The sequence below is a fragment of the Pseudomonas fluorescens genome (genome assembly GCF_001623525.1).
GTDB lineage: Bacteria > Pseudomonadota > Gammaproteobacteria > Pseudomonadales > Pseudomonadaceae > Aquipseudomonas > Aquipseudomonas fluorescens_Q.
In genome coordinates, this window is the sequence record NZ_CP015225.1 from 2,620,627 (window position 1) to 2,637,981 (window position 17,355).

The following is a 17,355-nucleotide window of genomic DNA, read 5'->3' on the forward strand; positions in this document are numbered from 1 at the left end:
ACATGAAACCGCAGCCGATGCGCCTGGGCGACCTGTCTGTGGGCTTTGTCCATAGCTTGGCTGACGCCGTCGCCAGCCATGGGCAAGACCCTCAACCTCTGCTTGAACAGTACGGTCTCGATGCCGCGCGCCTGGCCGAGCCCGGGGCACGATTGTCGATCCCGCGCTACATGCGCCTGGGCCACGCCGCGATTCAACAAACTCAGGACCCAGCCTTGGGCCTGCGCATGGGCCAACTCGGCCGCTTGAGCCAGGCCGGGCTGGCGGGCGTTACCGCGGCCCAGGCGCCCACCGTGCGCGAGGCCGCCCGCTGCATGATCCGCTTCGAGCCGCTGTACGGCTCCAACTATCGCGGCCAATCGAGTTTCCATGAAGATGCCCGAGGCGCTTGGCTACGGTTCTATTCCATCAGCCCGTATAACGCCTACAACCGCTTTGTCGTGGACTCGATCATTGCCGGCTGGCTTGCGCAACTGTCCAGCGTCAGCGGCATCGCGCTGCGGCCAGAACGCATCGAAATCGAATTCGAGGAGCCGGCATACGTGGAGGCCTACCGCACGCTCGGTGACTGCCCGGTCCAATTTGGCGCCGAACAGAATCAACTGCGACTGGGCCTGGACAGCCTCGCCCAGCGCAACCCACAGCATTGCCCCAGCACCTGGCACCATCTGCTTCAGTTGTGTGAACGGGAACTGGAACAACTGACCCGCACCCGCAGCCTGCGCGAGCGCATCATCCAACTGCTGGGACCGTTGCTCAACGGCGGCCGGGAACCCGACCTGGAAGAAGTGGCGGCTCGCCTGAAGCTGCCAACCTGGACCCTGCGTCGCAAGCTGGCCGAGGAAGGCACGCAGTTTCGCGCCATCCTCAACGACACCCGCCGCGACCTGGCCATGACCTACATACGCGATACCGAACTGGCGTTTGGCGAAATCGCTTATCTATTGGGATTCGCCTCAGCCGAGGCATTTCAACGAGCCTTCAAGCGCTGGAACAACCAGACACCCGGAGAGTTTCGTCGTAGTCACCGAGGGGTTTGAGCTTCAAGAACCTGGCTAGGTGCTTACCATTTGTAGCTTGTCGCGATCCTTACAACTCCGTCGCATCTTCGGCGGGTTCCAACGGGTCCAGTTCATACGCCTGGTATTCCAGCAGCTCTTCCTGATAATCATCCATTACGTGTCCTTCCCCTGTCATTGAAACCGATGCCTTATGGCGCTGGCATCAGCATAAAGCTGCTTTATGAATAAAACATGAAGCAAAGGCTTCATGAATTAAACGTAGCACAGGGTCGGGAAATTACTGTGTAAAGAGTGACAGGGCGTTATCCCTGCCACTGAACCTCAGGATGACGGAAGCGGCTGGATCGGCTCGGTCGGTGCCGGTAACGAGCTGGACGGTGGTGGCGGTGGTGTAACGGTTTGCGTCGTCGGCGCAGACTCGAACGACTCGGGCGCAATCGACTCGGGTGCAATCGGCGCTGGCTCGCTCGGCGGTGCGAGGGGCTCCGAGACCGTGGGAGTGGTTTCGACGGGGGCCGGCGCGGCCTCTTCCACCGGGGTGGCTGGCGCAGGGGCAATCGGCTCCGGCTCCGGCGCAGGCGCTGGAGCAGGCATCAGGGCAGCCGGTTCGACCTTGGTTTCCGGAATGCCCAGTTCAGTTTTCGGTTTTTCGGCGTTATCGGCCGCTTTCTTCGCCTCGGGAGGCAGGAACAGCTCCACCAGGGCAAAGAAGCGCTCATAGAACTTGGACGCCGACACGGTTTCGCTGGCGACCTTGACCATCGAATCATCCGAAGAGCCGATCGGCATCGATACCGAACCCAACACGCCCACGCCCAGGCTGGCGGAGTTGTTGATCTTCTTGAGGGCATAACGGTCCTGCAAGGCGTTGGCGAACATCGTCGCACGGTGGCCAGTACCGCCGTCTTCGGCACAGACCAGGTTGAAGCTGATTTCCATGTGGGTGTCGCCGGTCTGCTGGAAGCTCTTGTGACCGCTGACCAGCTTCGGATCGCTGCTGGTGATGATGTAGCCCTGGCTGAGCAACGCCCGACGCCCGGCCTCGCAGGTCGCCGCGTCGCTCACTGGATAAGTGCGCGAGAACGTGCCGGAGTCGTCGAAATTCTCGTGCTCGTAAATGGCTGCTTTCTTCGACGAGCAACCGGCTGCGGCGGCCAGCAACAGTGCAAGCCCGACGGTGCGCATGGGAAATGATTTGAACATTGAACATCCTGAGAAAAACGGTCCGGGGCGTATTGTGCAACAGAACGCGACTCGGCAGCGTGGCTAATCTTGTTTCAAGGGGGTTACAAGTTTACTGGGGGTTGTTTGCAGGAAAAAGACGCCAACCGGATAGATCGACGAACACCCGCTTTCCAGGCAACAAGCAGATACAAAAAACTGACGGTTCGGGCTAATGCTGTTCACTTCAGCGGTCAATGAAGTTTTTTATTCCGTTTCCAGAGACGTGGTTTTATTTGGACATACACCCAAAACCCAAGCCCAAAAAAACGGCGCTTCCCATTTCTGGAGAAGCGCCGTTTTCTCTAAAGCGAACAGCATTACAATCAGGCTTGGCCAAACCTCAAGCAATTAGAAACGCTTGATATCCGCCTGGCTCTCCAACTGCTTGCGATACGCCGCAAAGTCCTGCTGACCAACACGGGACGCGAGGTAGCGGCGATATTCCGCCTTCTCTTCGTCAGTCGGTGCCGCGGCTTCGTTCACGCCATTCAAACGCACGACCATCAGGCTGCCATCAGGCAAGGTCACACTGGTGAACGTCGGCTTGTCCTTGGACTCAGGCTTAGGCATGCGGAACAGTGCTTGCAGCACCGCCGGGTCGATGCCTTCCTGGTTGCGGGTGGCCGCCTCGATGGCTTTCCAGCCTTGGCCGTCCACCGGTTTATCCATTGCCGTCTTGCCGTCGCGCAGGCTGGCGATCAGCTCGTCGGCGCGGGTCTTGGCCGCTGCGCTGGCATGTTCCTTGGTCAATTGAGCACGAATCGGCCCTGCCAAGCTTTCCAGCGGCAGTTGCTCAGGCTTGCGGTGCTCCTTGGCACGCAGCACTACGACGGTTTCCGGGTCCAGTTCGATGGCGGTGCTGTTGGCACCTTCATCCAGCACTTCCGGGCTGAACGCCGCAGTGACCACGGCGCGATTGGCCGCAATCCCTTCACCGCCTTCACGACCGAACGGGGCCGATGTATGAATGGTCAGCTTCAGGTCCTGGGCCGGCTGCGCCAGGTCGGACGCTTCGAACGAGGCATCTTCCAGTTGCTTGGTCGCCTCCACGAAACGCTGCTCCACCTGCTGAGTCTTCAGCTCGCGGGTCAGTTTGTCCTTGAGGCTGGCGAAGGTCGGCACTTCAGGCGCTTCGATCCCCAGCAGCTTGATCAGGTGCAGACCAAAATCGGTACGGACCGGTGCCGAGACCTGGTCCTTGTTCAAGGCGTACAAGGCCTTTTCGAACTCCGGATCGTAGACACCTGGGCCGGCATAGCCGAGATCGCCGCCGTTGTTCGCCGAACCCGGGTCCTGGGAAAACTCCTTCGCCAACGCTTCAAACGACTCGCCTTTGGCCAAGCGAGCCTGGATCTCTTCGATCTTCGCCTTGGCCTGGGCTTCGGTCACCTTGTCGTTCACTTCGATCAGGATGTGCGCAGCGCGACGCTGTTCGGACAGGTTGGCGATTTCTTTCTGATAGGCCGCTTGCAGGTCTTCGTCCTTGACGCTGACCTGATCGAAGAAAGAGGCTTTCTTCAGCTCGAGATAATCGATGACCACCTGGTCAGGCGTCATGAATTCCTTGGCGTGTTGGTCGTAGTAAGCCTTGACCTCATCGTCGGTCAGCTTTACCGACGCAGGATCGGCCTTGATGTTCAAGGTGGCGAAATCACGCGTCTGTTTTTCCAGGCGTGCAAATGCCAGCACTTGGGCATCTGTGACGAAACCGCTGCCCGCCAGGCCGGCGCGCAACTGACCGATCAGCATTTCCTGAGCCAGCATCTGGCGGAACTGCATACGGCTATAACCCAGCTGGCGGATCACCTGATCGAAACGCTCGGCGCTGAATTTACCATCCACCTGGAACTCAGGCGTCTGCAGGATGACTTGATCAAGCGCAGCTTCCGAGAAAGCGAATTTCGCATCGTGTGCACCTTGCAGCAGCAACTTGCGGTCGATCAGGCCCTTGAGCGCCGAATCGCGCAGCATTTTTTCGTCCAGCAGGGAGGCGTCGAAATCCTTGCCCAGCTGTTGCATGAGCTGACGGCGTTGCATGTCGACCGCCTGGCTCAGCTCGTTCTGGCTGATTTTTTCGCCGTTGACCTTGGCCGCGTCATTGCTGTTGGTGGTGGCTTGAAAAATGGCATCGAAACCGGTCAACGCCATCAATGCGACGATGACCCCGATGATGGTCTTGGCAATCCAGCCTTGTGAATTGTCCCTGATATTCTGCAGCATGCGTCCCCCAGAAACGGTTGAACTTCAAATTTAGGCAACCGTGGAGCGTGGGTAGAATCCGGATAGAAGAAAGGCGCATCCGAGGATGCGCCTTCTCGTAACTGGCGGAGCGGACCGGGCTCTAACCTGCAAGCCCTGGTGTGCCAGACCGGTTGCAACCGGCCGTATTACCGCTCCGCTGCCAAGCCAGGCATGACCCCGACCCGGATAAACTCAACGAAACCTTAGTTAACGGCTTCTTTCAGTGCTTTACCAGCTTTGAAGCCTGGCTTTTTGGCAGCAGCGATTTCCAGCGTCTTACCGGTCTGCGGGTTGCGACCGATACGAGCAGGACGATCGGTCACGGAGAAGGTACCGAAACCAACCAGAACAACGGAGTCGCCAGCCTTCAGAGCGCCAGTGACGGATTCGATTACAGCGTCCAGCGCACGGCCAGCAGCAGCTTTCGGGATATCAGCGGATGCAGCGATAGCATCAATCAGTTCCGACTTGTTCACTCTAAGTCCCCTTATATCTATTTGAGATGATTCTAAGTTTTTTTGGTGAAAGCAAAAACGAGTGCTGAATGGCCTGCAGACACTTAAGAGCCGCTTTATAACAAGGGCTCTAAAAAACTGTCAAGGAAGCCCCCCAGGCAAATGCGTATTAATGCGTGCTAATTCTTTCCTTAGAGTCAGACTCTCGCTTTTCTTCCTTCGCGACAATCTCCGGAGCCACATCCGGCAAGGGCTCCGGCGCGTATTGCAGCGCAATTTGCAGGACCTCGTCAATCCATTTAACGGGTTTGATCTGAAGATCTTGCTTGATGTTGTCAGGAATTTCCTTCAGGTCGCGGACATTCTCTTCGGGAATGATCACGATCTTGATCCCGCCACGGTGTGCCGCCAGCAGTTTTTCCTTCAGGCCGCCAATCGCCAGGACCTGGCCACGCAACGTGATTTCACCCGTCATGGCGACGTCGGCGCGCACCGGAATACCGGTCAATGCCGAAACCAGGGCCGTGCACATGCCTACACCAGCGCTTGGGCCGTCCTTGGGCGTAGCCCCTTCAGGCATGTGGATATGCGTGTCGCGCTTCTCATGGAAGTCCAGGGGAATACCCAGGCTCCGGGCGCGACTGCGAACCACCGTCAGCGCAGCGGTGATCGATTCGACCATCACGTCGCCCAGGGAACCGGTCTTGATCAGTTGCCCCTTGCCCGGCACCACGGCGGCTTCGATGGTCAGCAACTCACCACCGACCTGGGTCCAGGCCAAGCCAGTCACCTGGCCGATCTGGTCCTGTTGCTCGGCAAGGCCATAGCGGAACTTGCGTACGCCCAGGAAGTGCTCCAGCAGGTCCGCAGTGACCTTGACCGCGAAGCGTTTTTCCAGCGCATGTTCCTTGACCGCCTTGCGGCAAACCTTGGCAATCTGCCGTTCCAGGCCACGCACACCGGCTTCGCGAGTGTAGTAGCGGATGATGTCGCGAATCGCTTCCTCGTCGAATTCCAGCTCGCCTTTTTTCAGGCCGTTGGCCTGGATCTGCTTGGGCGAAAGGTATTTCACGGCGATGTTGATCTTTTCGTCCTCGGTGTAACCCGGCAGACGAATCACCTCCATCCGGTCCAGCAACGCTGGCGGAATGTTCATGGAGTTGGAGGTGCAAAGGAACATCACGTCCGACAGGTCGTAATCGACCTCCAGGTAGTGATCGTTGAAGTTGTGATTCTGCTCAGGATCGAGGACTTCGAGCAACGCAGAGGCTGGATCGCCGCGCATGTCGCTACCCATCTTGTCGATTTCGTCCAGAAGGAACAGCGGATTGCGCACGCCGACCTTTGTCATCTTTTGAATCAATCTTCCTGGCATCGAACCGATGTAGGTACGGCGATGGCCCCGAATTTCCGCCTCATCGCGCACGCCGCCAAGGGCCATGCGTACGAATTTGCGGTTGGTGGCGTGGGCAATCGACTCCGCGAGGGAGGTTTTACCGACCCCTGGAGGACCAACCAGGCACAGGACCGGGCCACGGATCTTCTTCACGCGCTTCTGCACGGCGAGGTATTCCAGGATGCGTTCCTTGACCTCTTCCAGGCCGTAATGATCGGCGTCGAGGATGTCTTCGGCACGTGCCAGGTCCAGACGCACCTTGCTCTGGGCTTTCCACGGCACCTGGACCAGCCAGTCGATGTAGGAGCGCACGACGGTGGCCTCGGCAGACATCGGCGACATTTGCTTGAGCTTGTTCAGCTCGGCCTGGGCCTTAGCCAGTGCATCCTTGGGCAAGCCGGCGGCATCGATGCGCTTTTTCAGCTCCTCGATTTCGTTGTGACCTTCGTCGCCATCGCCCAGCTCTTTCTGGATGGCCTTCATCTGCTCATTCAGGTAGTACTCGCGCTGGCTGCGCTCCATCTGCTTCTTGACGCGACCGCGAATGCGTTTCTCGACCTGCAACAGATCGATTTCGCCGTCGAGCAGTGCCAGCACGTGTTCGACACGGGCCGACAAATCAATGATTTCGAGAATTTCCTGCTTCTGCTCGATTTTGAGGGCCATGTGGGCCGCCATCGTATCGACCAATCGCCCAGGCTCATCGATGCTGTTAAGCGACGACAGGACCTCTGCAGGCACCTTCTTGCCCAGTTGCACGTATTGTTCGAACTGCGACAGCAGGCTGCGGACAAACACTTCTGATTCACGCTCGGGCGCATCGACCTCTTCGATCAGCGACACCTCGGCCCGGCAATGGCCGTCCACTTCGCTGAAACGCTCGATAGCACCACGCTGCTCGCCTTCGACCAGGACCTTGACGGTGCCGTCGGGCAGCTTGAGCAATTGCAGAACCGTTGCAATCGTACCTACGCGATACAGTGCGTCTTCGCCGGGATCATCGTCGGCAGGATTTCTCTGAGCCAGCAGAAGAATCTGCTTGTCACCCGTCATCGCAGCCTCAAGGGCTTCGATGGACTTCTCGCGCCCCACGAACAGCGGGATAACCATGTGCGGATACACCACGACATCGCGCAATGGCAGGAGAGGCAATTCGATGGTTGTCTTCATGATTTCGCCTCTACGGCGGCCCTCGGGCCGGAAACAGATGGAAGTAAGCTTGAAACCAAGATGGGGGCAGCCTCGAAAAAAAACAAGCGCTAAGACACGTCTAAAACGCGCAAAAAGCAAAGGGGCCCGAAGGCCCCTTCTTTGTTCCGGCAGCGGGACGCTTAAGCGTCCGGTGCGGCCTTGGCAGCCGGCTCATTGTTTTCATAGATATACAATGGCTTGGACTTGCCTTCTATGACGCTTTCATCGATCACGACTTTACTCACCTCTGACTGCGAGGGGATCTCGTACATCGTATCGAGCAATACGCCTTCGAGGATCGAGCGCAATCCACGCGCACCGGTCTTGCGTTCCAGGGCACGTTTTGCGACCGATTTCAGCGCGTCGGAACGGAACTCCAGGTCTACACCTTCCATTTCGAATAGCTTGGCATACTGCTTGGTCAGGGCGTTTTTCGGCTCGGTCAGGATCTGCATCAACGCAGCTTCATCCAACTCGTCCAGCGTCGCCAGGACCGGCAGACGACCGACGAATTCCGGGATCAGACCGAACTTGACCAAATCGTCAGGCTCGACTTCACGCAGGGACTCACCGACCTTCTTGCCCTCTTCCTTGCTGCGCACTTCGGCGTTGAAACCAATGCCGCCACGGGTGGAACGGTTTTGAATAACCTTTTCCAGGCCGGAGAACGCACCACCGCAGATGAACAGGATGTTACGGGTGTCGACTTGCAGGAATTCCTGCTGCGGATGCTTGCGGCCACCTTGGGGTGGGACGGAAGCGACCGTACCTTCGATCAACTTGAGCAAGGCCTGCTGCACGCCCTCACCGGAAACATCCCGGGTGATGGACGGGTTGTCGGACTTGCGTGAAATCTTGTCGATTTCGTCGATGTAGACAATGCCCATCTGGGCCTTTTCCACATCGTAGTCGCACTTCTGCAACAACTTCTGAATGATGTTCTCGACGTCTTCACCTACATAACCCGCCTCGGTGAGGGTGGTTGCGTCGGCGATGGTGAACGGAACGTTCAGCAAGCGGGCCAGGGTTTCGGCAAGCAGGGTCTTGCCCGAGCCTGTCGGGCCGATCAGCAGGATGTTGCTCTTGCCGAGTTCGACCTCGTCATTCTTCTTGTCACGCTGGTTCAGGCGCTTGTAGTGGTTGTACACCGCTACGGCCAGTACCTTTTTCGCACGTTCCTGACCAATCACATACTGATCAAGGATGCCGCTGATTTCTTTAGGCGAAGGCAATTTATGCGCGCTGCTCTCGGCCTGGGCTTCCTGCACCTCCTCGCGGATGATGTCATTGCACAGGTCGACGCACTCGTCGCAAATGAAGACCGAGGGGCCGGCAATCAATTTGCGCACTTCATGCTGGCTTTTGCCACAGAAGGAGCAATAAAGCAGTTTGCCGTTGTCCTCGCCGTTGCGGGTGTCAGTCATTCGATCGATCCAAATCCGATAGGCTTGCAACACAAGATGAAGGCAATTGCGGGCTTTTTCAAGCCCGCAGGCGGCCGGTCATCCCAACCACCTGCATATTGAGCGGCTTAGGCAGGCATTTGACGCTTGTTGATCACGGAGTCGATCAGGCCATATTCGGCCGCACGCTCCGCGCTCATGAAGTTGTCACGCTCGGTGTCACGCTCAATGGTTTCGAGGCTTTGGCCGGTATGATGGGCCAGCAACGAGTTCAGGCGCGAACGAATGTGGAGGATTTCCTTGGCATGGATGTCGATATCCGACGCCTGGCCCTGGAAGCCGCCCAATGGCTGGTGAATCATCATCCGCGAGTTAGGCAGGCAGTGACGCTTGCCCGCTGCGCCGCCGGCGAGCAGGAAAGCGCCCATGCTGCAGGCCTGGCCGATGCAGATGGTGGAAACGTCAGGCTTGATGAACTGCATGGTGTCGTAGATCGACATGCCCGCAGTCACCGAACCGCCAGGTGAGTTGATGTACAGATGGATATCCTTGTCCGGGTTTTCCGCTTCAAGGAACAACAGCTGCGCCGCGACCAGGTTGGCCATGTAGTCTTCAACGGGGCCGATCAGGAAGATGACGCGTTCCTTGAGCAGACGCGAGTAGATGTCATAGGCACGTTCGCCGCGGGCGGACTGCTCGATAACCATCGGGACCAGGCCGCCTGCGGCCTGGATGTCAGAGCTCTGCTGATAAAAAGAATTGCGGGACATGTCTCGCAGTCACTCCCAAATAGTTATGTCTTGAATACGCATAAGCCAGCGCGAAGGCTGGCTTATGGGTGTTTATTTCTTACCGCAGAACCATCAATCGGCTTGTGGAGCTTCCACCGGCTTGACCGCTTCTTCGTAAGAGACCGCTTTATCGGTCACGCTAGCTTTCTGCAGAACAGTATCCACAACTTGTTCTTCCAGCACAACCGAACGGACTTCGTTCAGTTGCTGGTCGTTCTTGTAGTACCAGGACACGACTTGCTCAGGCTCTTGATAGGCCGAAGCCATTTCCTGGATCAGCTCGCGAACGCGGGCTTCGTCAGGCTTGAGCTCGAACTGCTTGACCACTTCAGCGACGATCAGGCCCAGTACGACGCGGCGCTTGGCTTGTTCTTCGAACAATTCGGCAGGCAGTTGGTCCGGCTTAATGTTGCCACCGAACTGCTGAACAGCCTGCACACGCAGACGGTTCACTTCGTTATCCAGCAGAGCCTTTGGCACTTCGATCGGGTTGGAGGCCAGCAGACCGTCCATGACCTGGTTCTTGACCTTGGACTTGATGGCCTGGCGCAGCTCACGCTCCATGTTCTTGCGAACTTCGGCGCGGAAACCTTCCAGACCGGTTTCCTTGATGCCGAACTGGGCGAAGAACTCTTCGTTCAGCTCAGGCAGTTTCGGCTCGGAAACAGTGTTGACGGTCACGGTGAACTCGGCGGCTTTGCCAGCCAGGTCCAGGTTCTGGTAGTCCTCAGGGAAGGTCACGTTCAGAACGCGCTCTTCACCGGCCTTGGCGCCAACCAGGCCGTCTTCGAAGCCAGGAATCATGCGACCGGAGCCCAGCACCAACTGAGTAGCCTTGGCGGAACCGCCGGCGAACACTTCACCGTCGACCTTGCCGACGAAATCGATGTTCAGTTGATCTTCGTTCTGGGCAGCACGCTCAGTCACTTCGAAACGGGTGTTCTGCTTGCGCAGGATGTCCAGCATCTTGTCCAGGTCGGCATCCGACACGTCAGCGCTCAGGCGCTCGACGGCGATGGATTCGAAACCGGCAACCGTGAACTCAGGGAACACTTCGAACGTGGCGACGAATTCCAGGTCCTTGCCTTTTTCCAACACTTTAGGCTCGACGGACGGAGCGCCGGCCGGGTTCAGCTTCTGCTCGACGACCGCTTCGTAGAACGAAGACTGGATCACGTCGCCCACGGCTTCCTGACGCGCATCAGCTTCGTAACGCTGACGGATCACGCTCATTGGCACTTTGCCTGGGCGGAAACCTGGGATTTTGGCCTTTTGGGCAGTCTGCTGCAGACGCTTGTTGACCTGAGTCTCGATGCGCTCAGCCGGCACGGTGATGCTCATGCGGCGCTCAAGAGCAGAAGTATTTTCAACAGAAACTTGCATGGATATTCCTCGTTGCACAGACGTTGGCCGGGCGTTTCCGACCCCAGAATGTCGGGTAGAGATGGGCCATTACTGGCCCACCTCCCCCTAAGAACCGTACGTGCGAGTTTCCCCGCATACGGCTCGGGCCTAATCAAAACCCCCGGTAAGGGGAGCCGGTTTGTTCACTGTCAATCCGCGAGCGTGTAGCCGCTGGTGACAAAGGGGGTGCAATAGTACCCGGTTATTTAGGGAGTCTCCACCGCCTTTTGTGCGGTACAGAATGTGGTGATCATGCCACCCCGTCTCCTTCGTAATCGGTAACTTACATATTGGACACAATCCTTTCTGACTCTGGAAAAGGCTCAAGATTTGCTTACGGTACGCCAGCCTTTTGAGCATCTGTTCCATACGCCTTTTCTCACCCATTTCCTCCATAGAAGGATCGAAGGGGTTGTACTCCCCACTCACCTTCTTGTGTCTTTCGATCGGAGTGCTCGCTAGCGAGTACAACTCGATCGTTCGCATCTCTCCCTTGTCATTCATCGTCGCGGTGGCAAACACCCCTTTGCGCCCCTTCATGGGTTTAAAATATTTCGCTCCGATCCACTGGAGTGTTTTCTTAGGGTGTCGCCGTTTTGCCCAACGCCATAGAGCCAGAAAGATCATGTAATCCATGCGGCTATACGCTTTCTTGGCTACCACAGGCTGGTGATAGAACGCCCAGCCACGCAGTATCGGATTCAGCTGTCGGATCAGATCCTCCTGCCTTACCGTTTTGCTGGTACTGATGACCTCCCTTACCTTGCTATAGAACGCTTTCACGTTTTTCTTGCTTGGCTTGATCAGAAGCTTCCCATCGTACTTGCGGAAATTCCAACCTAGAAAGTCAAAGCCTTCCTTTATATGGACGACACGCGTCTTCTCGAGTGACAACTGCAGCCCCCGCACTGCTAGGAACTGCTCTACCCAAGGTCTGACTTCAGTTTCCAGCACCTCTCGCGAGGTTCCGGTTATCACAAAGTCATCCGCGTAACGCACCACATTGATTTTCAGCTTCTTGGCCTTGGTCACACCCAGATGTTGCTTAAGTTGTGACTCCAGCCCATCCAGCACCAGATTCGCCAAGCTGGGCGAGACAATCCCGCCCTGTGGCGTACCGGCATCCGTTGCCTGTAGCTGGCCTTTATGAATCACGCCAGCTTTCAACCATTTTCGGAGAACCACCTTATCCGTTGGGACGTTGGTGATAAGCCAGTCATGATTGATATGGTCAAAGCAGCCTTTGATGTCCGCCTCCAAAACCCATTGGGCCGAAACCTTCTTGGATAGGCATACGAACAACTGCCCCATTGCATCCGCCGTAGATCGCTCGATCCTAAAGCCGTAGCTGTTTGGATCGCCGGTGGTTTCTGCAATGGGTGCCAGAGCTAGCAAATACAGCGCCTGCATAGCCCTGTCAGTCATGGTCGGGATGCCCAAAGGGCGTTCCTTCCCATTCGACTTCGGAATGAACACACGCCGTAAAGGTCGTGGTTTATATCCGTGACGCTTCAACCCATTTGCCGCTTTCCATTTTGCGTCGGGTGTATCCCAGAGCACGCGGTCGACTCCCGCCGTGCGCTTACCCTGGTTTTCAGTGACTCGCCGTACGGCCAAGTATCTGGCCGAGCGTGAGCGGGTCAGCATCCGCTGCAAGGCTTTCACCCTGCGCCAGTTGCCTTCCCGACAAGCCTTCGCAATCCGTATCTGCATCGCCCGGACATTCCGCTGAACACGCCACCAATCGATGTCATGCCATTGTTGCGGAGCGCCGGAAGGCGCAGACACGGCCAATTGGCTATGTTCTAACATGCTGCCTTCCTCTCAAGTTGCCCCAAGCGAAAGACGCACACATCCCCTGACGGGAATGGACGCTCCCGCCAGGGTTGGATTAATAGAAGATCCGTTACAGCTGGATCTCTAGGTTTATTGAGACAGGTTCACTCAGAGTTCATGCGACGAAAGACCACGCAGAAGTCTGCCCGGTTTCCCGTGGAGCAATGTTCCAGCCCCTATCCGGGCCATTACAGCCCGGCTTTCGCTTTCTCTGCGATCCCATACCCGCACAGCCAACGGATCCCCTTGCGGTTCACCTGCCCGAAGGCAGCCATACGGGCTTACCACGTTCCCTGCCTGTCACACGACTGGGTTAGAGTCTGCCTATTCGCCGGCGACCTTATGTGACGACGTGTTCCGACCCTTGACCAGAACAACCGGTCGCATCACCTTTTTGGTTAATGCCTATCAGCAGATTAGGCACCGTAATGCTGACGACGTTTATTAGCAGTTCACTTGTGTTACCCATACCAGCCAGCCTAGCGCCTCAACCCGGTACTGCTCCGAGCATCTGCGCTCCGCCTCACGGCGAAGACGCACCCATACGGGGGCTACATTGTTGGAAGAGCTTCACACCCCACCGTTACCAGTGACGCATGTCTTCCTAGGCTATCGTTGGTCGCACAACGAGTCCGCTGCCACTCCAAACAGGCAATGGTTGGACAATGACAGACAGAGCTTTCGCTCATGTCTCCGGTTTGATGTGAACAGGGACTGCCGGGGCAGCATGCTCAAAGAATTGTTACCTCCTGTTTCAAAAGCAGGAGGGAACCCCAGCGGGGATTCTCTCCCGCATGGGTTTAGCCCTGAATAGGGCTGATGTGTAGTAGGCACTCCAATACCGGAAATCCAGTACTGCGGTCGAGCCACCGAGCGCTAATCGACCTTGAGTTTGCCACCGCCGCTGCGGCAAGTCCTTGAAGGCATTGGACTTCTGGGAGGGTTTTGTTTCTTGGGATTGGGCACCCAAGCTCTCGGCTCTCTTTCGAAAACCCTTCAAGATGACTCTACACCTCGAAGTTTAGGAGACACGCCACGCGTGTCGCACCAAGGGCATGCATTCTAGTAGGTCAAACTCAAGAAGTCACCCTACTGAAAACGCGCTGGAAACAGGCGCCGGATTTAGGACGGGACAAACGCTCATGCCCCACCCGGATTGCAAATACAGTCGATTCAGCCCAGGGCTCTGCGCCGACGCTTCTATATATAGAAGCAGCTTGCCCGATCGCGCGACGCCCGCCCCCACAAGGGGACCGACGGCCATGTCACGCATCATCGCGAAACACATTCGCGAAAAACCGATCGCTACGCGCAGCGCCAAAAAACCGTACCGACGCCAAACACAGAACCACTGAAAACAAAAACGGCGCAGCCCCTTTCAGGTACTGCGCCGTTTTCTGCTATTTAAATAGCGACTTGTATGGTGCGGACGGAGAGACTCGAACTCTCACACCTTGCGGCGCTGGAACCTAAATCCAGTGTGTCTACCAATTCCACCACATCCGCGTATCAAGCTTTTAAAGCAAAGGCGCCAGATTGTTAGATCTGGCGCCTTTCTAGAATATGGGGTGGACGATGGGGATCGAACCCACGACAACGGGAGTCACAATCCCGTGCTCTACCAACTGAGCTACGCCCACCATATTGCCTTGTTGCCTTACTTGTGCCAAAGCTGCCTAATTGGCGCACCCGGCAGGACTCGAACCTGCGACCATCCGCTTAGAAGGCGGATGCTCTATCCAGCTGAGCTACGGGCGCCTTTTTAATCTGTATTCTTGGACGATTACAAACTAAGTGCTTTCAGTTTCGCCGAGTTTAAACAACCAACTCCGCTCCACCTTCTTAACCAGTGCTAGGCTGTGCCCGACAAGTGCGACGAATGTTATAGACGGCCTGATAGGTCGTCAACTCTTTTTTAAAAAAAATTCATTTAATTAAAGGGGTTAGGGGAATTTGCAGACCAAGCGCCTTTGCCCTCACGCCCCGGCATGCGAGAATGCGTTCTCTTTTTTTCCCCTCTCGATGGTTAACCACGCGCAATGACTGCACAACTTATCGACGGCAAATCGATCGCCGCCAGCCTGCGCCAGCAGATCGCCCAACGAGTCACCGAGCGCCGCCAGCAAGGCCTGCGCACGCCCGGCCTTGCGGTGATCCTGGTCGGCAGCGATCCTGCCTCTCAGGTTTATGTCTCGCACAAGCGTAAAGACTGTGAAGAGGTCGGCTTCCTTTCCCAGGCCTACGACCTGCCTTCCGAAACCACCCAGCAAGCGTTGGCCGATCTGATCGATCGCCTGAACGATGACCCGAACATCGACGGCGTTCTGCTCCAGCTGCCGCTGCCTGAACACCTCGACGCCTCCAAGCTGTTGGAGCGTATCCGCCCGGACAAAGACGTCGATGGCTTCCATCCTTATAACGTCGGTCGCCTGGCCCAGCGCATCCCGTTGCTTCGTCCCTGCACCCCGAAAGGCATCATGACGTTGCTGGAAAGCACTGGCGTGGACCTGTATGGCCTCGACGCCGTAGTAGTGGGTGCGTCCAACATCGTTGGTCGTCCAATGGCCATGGAGCTGCTGCTGGCCGGCTGCACCGTGACCGTGACCCATCGTTTCACCAAGGATCTGGCTGGCCATGTCGGCCGCGCGGACCTGGTGGTGGTGGCCGCCGGCAAACCCGGCCTGGTCAAAGGCGAGTGGATCAAGGAAGGCGCCATCGTCATCGACGTGGGCATCAATCGCCAGGAAGATGGCAAGCTGGTGGGCGACGTGGTCTACGAGACCGCCCTGCCCCGCGCCGGCTGGATCACGCCGGTACCTGGCGGCGTAGGCCCGATGACCCGCGCCTGCCTGCTGGAAAACACGTTGTACGCGGCTGAAACGCTGCACAGCTGATACGCGGCAACAAAAAAACCTGTGGGAGCGAGCTTGCTCGCGATAGCGATGGACCAGCCAGCATCCAGTTGACTGGCACACCGCTATCGCGAGCAAGCCCGCTCCCACAGATGTTTCCGGCGACGGACTTTAGCCGCCAAATTACACATTTTTCAGATTCGTTTCGCCAAAATCCCCCGCCATGAAACTTTATTTATTCATAAGCCTTGGCGGTACAGGCATATAGCGCTGCTGTCGCCCATACTCCTAAAATGCGACGTTTTTTTTAAAAGTCGTTGCTCAACGGCACCTTCAACTCTATCGAGCCTACTCGCGTGAAAATCCGTCTTTCGATCATCAGCCTGTTCATCGCTTTCACAGGCAGTTTTATCACGCAGAATGTCGCTGCACAGGAAACCATCGCAGCCCCACGGGATACGGCCAAGCTGCAAGTCGCCTCGGGCAGCGCGATGTTGCTGGACCTGCAGACGGATAAAGTCGTTTATTCGAGCAACCCGGACGTGGTGGTGCCCATCGCGTCGGTGACCAAGTTGATGACCGGCCTGATCGTGCTGGATGCCAAACAGAACCTGGATGAATACATTTCCATCACCATCGCCAACACCCCAGAGATGAAGGGCGTGTTTTCCCGGGTCAAGCTCAACAGCGAGCTGTCGCGCCGGGACGTGCTGCTGATCGCCCTGATGTCTTCGGAAAACCGCGCCGCCGCCAGCCTCGCCCACCACTATCCGGGGGGCTATGCGGCGTTCATTGCCGCCATGAACGCCAAGGCGAAGGCGCTGGGCATGACCAGCACCCATTATGTCGAACCGACGGGCCTGTCGATCCACAACGTCTCGACTGCCAGGGACCTGACCAAGCTGCTGATCGCCGCGCGCAAGTATCCGCTGCTGAGCGAACTGAGCACGACCAAGGAAAAGACCGTTACCTTCCGCAAGCCTGTGTACAGCCTGGGATTTCGCAACACCGATCACCTGGTCCACAAGGCCAACTGGGATATCCAGTTGACCAAGACTGGCTTCACCAACCAGGCCGGTCACTGCCTGGTGCTGGTGACGAAAATGGGCAATCGCCCGATGGCGCTGGTGATCCTCGACGCCTTTGGCAAGTACACGCACTTCGCCGATGCCAGCCGGATTCGTAGCTGGGTGGAAACCGGAAAAAGCGCCGCGGTGCCGGCGGTGGCCCTGCAATACAAGGCCGCCAAGAATCTCAAGAGCCGCCAGAGTGGCGTGGTGGAAGCCTCCAAGTAACCCACAGGTTATTTATGGCTTCAAGTCACCCAGCGGATCATAGGGCTTGGGCTTGCGCTCATCCTTCTTGTCCAGGGGCGCCTTGGCCGGCCCTACCGGATCGACCTGGGGATCCTCAAGATCCGGTGAATCCGGATCGAACCCCAAGTCATCACCGCTGGAATGCTCTGACGAATGTGGCCCCGTAGGTGTTTTCGACTGCGCCATGCGTGCCTCCTCCAATCACGGTCGGAAAATGCCCAACC

At 57.2% G+C, this 17,355-nt stretch carries 12 protein-coding genes and 3 tRNA genes; 3 read left to right on the forward strand and 12 right to left on the reverse strand.

Annotation, left to right across the window (positions count from 1 at the left end):
* The first annotated feature begins 2 nt into the window (after positions 1–2).
* Entirely contained in the window at positions 3–1,040 is a 1,038-nt protein-coding gene (locus tag TK06_RS11160) for an AraC family transcriptional regulator (protein ID WP_063322126.1), read from the forward strand.
* A gap of 303 nt (positions 1,041–1,343) precedes the next feature.
* On the opposite strand, the gene TK06_RS11165 is transcribed toward TK06_RS11160, so the two are convergent.
* From TK06_RS11165 to TK06_RS11220, 11 genes are all read right to left on the reverse strand, one after another.
* Positions 1,344–2,225 (reverse strand): DUF2242 domain-containing protein, encoded by an 882-nt coding sequence (locus TK06_RS11165; RefSeq protein ID WP_063322127.1) that lies wholly within the window; start codon positions 2,223–2,225, stop codon positions 1,344–1,346.
* 369 nt (positions 2,226–2,594) lie between these two features.
* Complete coding sequence (locus tag TK06_RS11170) at positions 2,595–4,466, reverse strand: SurA N-terminal domain-containing protein (protein ID WP_063322128.1); 1,872 nt, start codon at positions 4,464–4,466, stop codon at positions 2,595–2,597.
* A 224-nt stretch (positions 4,467–4,690) separates the two neighbouring features.
* On the reverse strand, positions 4,691–4,963 hold the full coding sequence (locus TK06_RS11180) for an HU family DNA-binding protein (protein WP_002552737.1): 273 nt from the start codon (positions 4,961–4,963) through the stop codon (positions 4,691–4,693).
* Between the two features lie 148 nt (positions 4,964–5,111).
* Positions 5,112–7,508, reverse strand: coding sequence for an endopeptidase La (gene lon / locus TK06_RS11185; protein ID WP_057448844.1), 2,397 nt, complete (start codon positions 7,506–7,508; stop codon positions 5,112–5,114).
* A 161-nt stretch (positions 7,509–7,669) separates the two neighbouring features.
* Positions 7,670–8,953: an ATP-dependent Clp protease ATP-binding subunit ClpX gene (clpX, locus tag TK06_RS11190; protein WP_063322129.1), complete on the reverse strand. Its 1,284-nt coding sequence runs from the start codon at positions 8,951–8,953 to the stop codon at positions 7,670–7,672.
* Between the two features lie 107 nt (positions 8,954–9,060).
* Positions 9,061–9,702: an ATP-dependent Clp endopeptidase proteolytic subunit ClpP gene (gene clpP, locus TK06_RS11195; RefSeq protein ID WP_003183177.1), complete on the reverse strand. Its 642-nt coding sequence runs from the start codon at positions 9,700–9,702 to the stop codon at positions 9,061–9,063.
* Positions 9,703–9,795: 93 nt separating this feature from the next.
* Entirely contained in the window at positions 9,796–11,106 is a 1,311-nt protein-coding gene (gene tig / locus TK06_RS11200; protein WP_063322130.1) for a trigger factor, read from the reverse strand.
* 129 nt (positions 11,107–11,235) lie between these two features.
* Positions 11,236–12,939 carry a group II intron reverse transcriptase/maturase gene (gene ltrA, locus TK06_RS11205; RefSeq protein ID WP_031694129.1) on the reverse strand — a complete coding sequence of 568 codons (1,704 nt, stop codon included), beginning with the start codon at positions 12,937–12,939 and terminating at the stop codon, positions 11,236–11,238.
* A 1,445-nt stretch (positions 12,940–14,384) separates the two neighbouring features.
* Positions 14,385–14,469 (reverse strand) — tRNA-Leu (locus TK06_RS11210).
* A gap of 58 nt (positions 14,470–14,527) precedes the next feature.
* Positions 14,528–14,603: transfer RNA gene (locus tag TK06_RS11215), tRNA-His, on the reverse strand.
* 41 nt (positions 14,604–14,644) lie between these two features.
* A tRNA-Arg gene (locus TK06_RS11220) sits at positions 14,645–14,721 on the reverse strand.
* A 281-nt stretch (positions 14,722–15,002) separates the two neighbouring features.
* On the opposite strand from TK06_RS11220, the gene folD reads away from it, so the two are divergent.
* Together folD and pbpG are read left to right on the forward strand one after the other, a co-directional pair.
* Positions 15,003–15,857: a bifunctional methylenetetrahydrofolate dehydrogenase/methenyltetrahydrofolate cyclohydrolase FolD gene (gene folD / locus TK06_RS11225; protein WP_003199858.1), complete on the forward strand. Its 855-nt coding sequence runs from the start codon at positions 15,003–15,005 to the stop codon at positions 15,855–15,857.
* A 314-nt stretch (positions 15,858–16,171) separates the two neighbouring features.
* Positions 16,172–17,110, forward strand: a complete 939-nt coding sequence (gene pbpG, locus TK06_RS11230; protein WP_063322131.1) for a D-alanyl-D-alanine endopeptidase — start codon at positions 16,172–16,174, stop codon at positions 17,108–17,110.
* A gap of 12 nt (positions 17,111–17,122) precedes the next feature.
* Here the strand turns inward: pbpG and TK06_RS11235 are convergent, their stop codons facing one another.
* A complete protein-coding gene (locus TK06_RS11235) occupies positions 17,123–17,317 on the reverse strand; it encodes a DUF6021 family protein (RefSeq protein ID WP_060738326.1) in 195 nt (64 codons plus the stop codon).
* Positions 17,318–17,355 lie beyond the last annotated feature (38 nt).

Coding starts and splice junctions, on each gene's coding strand:
- TK06_RS11160 (WP_063322126.1), top strand. CDS start 3: ATGAAACCGCAGCCGATGCGCCTGGGCGACCTGTCTGTGGGCTTTGTC.
- TK06_RS11165 (WP_063322127.1), bottom strand. CDS start 2,225: ATGTTCAAATCATTTCCCATGCGCACCGTCGGGCTTGCACTGTTGCTG.
- TK06_RS11170 (WP_063322128.1), bottom strand. CDS start 4,466: ATGCTGCAGAATATCAGGGACAATTCACAAGGCTGGATTGCCAAGACC.
- lon (WP_057448844.1), bottom strand. CDS start 7,508: ATGAAGACAACCATCGAATTGCCTCTCCTGCCATTGCGCGATGTCGTG.
- clpX (WP_063322129.1), bottom strand. CDS start 8,953: ATGACTGACACCCGCAACGGCGAGGACAACGGCAAACTGCTTTATTGC.
- clpP (WP_003183177.1), bottom strand. CDS start 9,702: ATGTCCCGCAATTCTTTTTATCAGCAGAGCTCTGACATCCAGGCCGCA.
- tig (WP_063322130.1), bottom strand. CDS start 11,106: ATGCAAGTTTCTGTTGAAAATACTTCTGCTCTTGAGCGCCGCATGAGC.
- ltrA (WP_031694129.1), bottom strand. CDS start 12,939: ATGTTAGAACATAGCCAATTGGCCGTGTCTGCGCCTTCCGGCGCTCCG.
- folD (WP_003199858.1), top strand. CDS start 15,003: ATGACTGCACAACTTATCGACGGCAAATCGATCGCCGCCAGCCTGCGC.
- TK06_RS11235 (WP_060738326.1), bottom strand. CDS start 17,317: ATGGCGCAGTCGAAAACACCTACGGGGCCACATTCGTCAGAGCATTCC.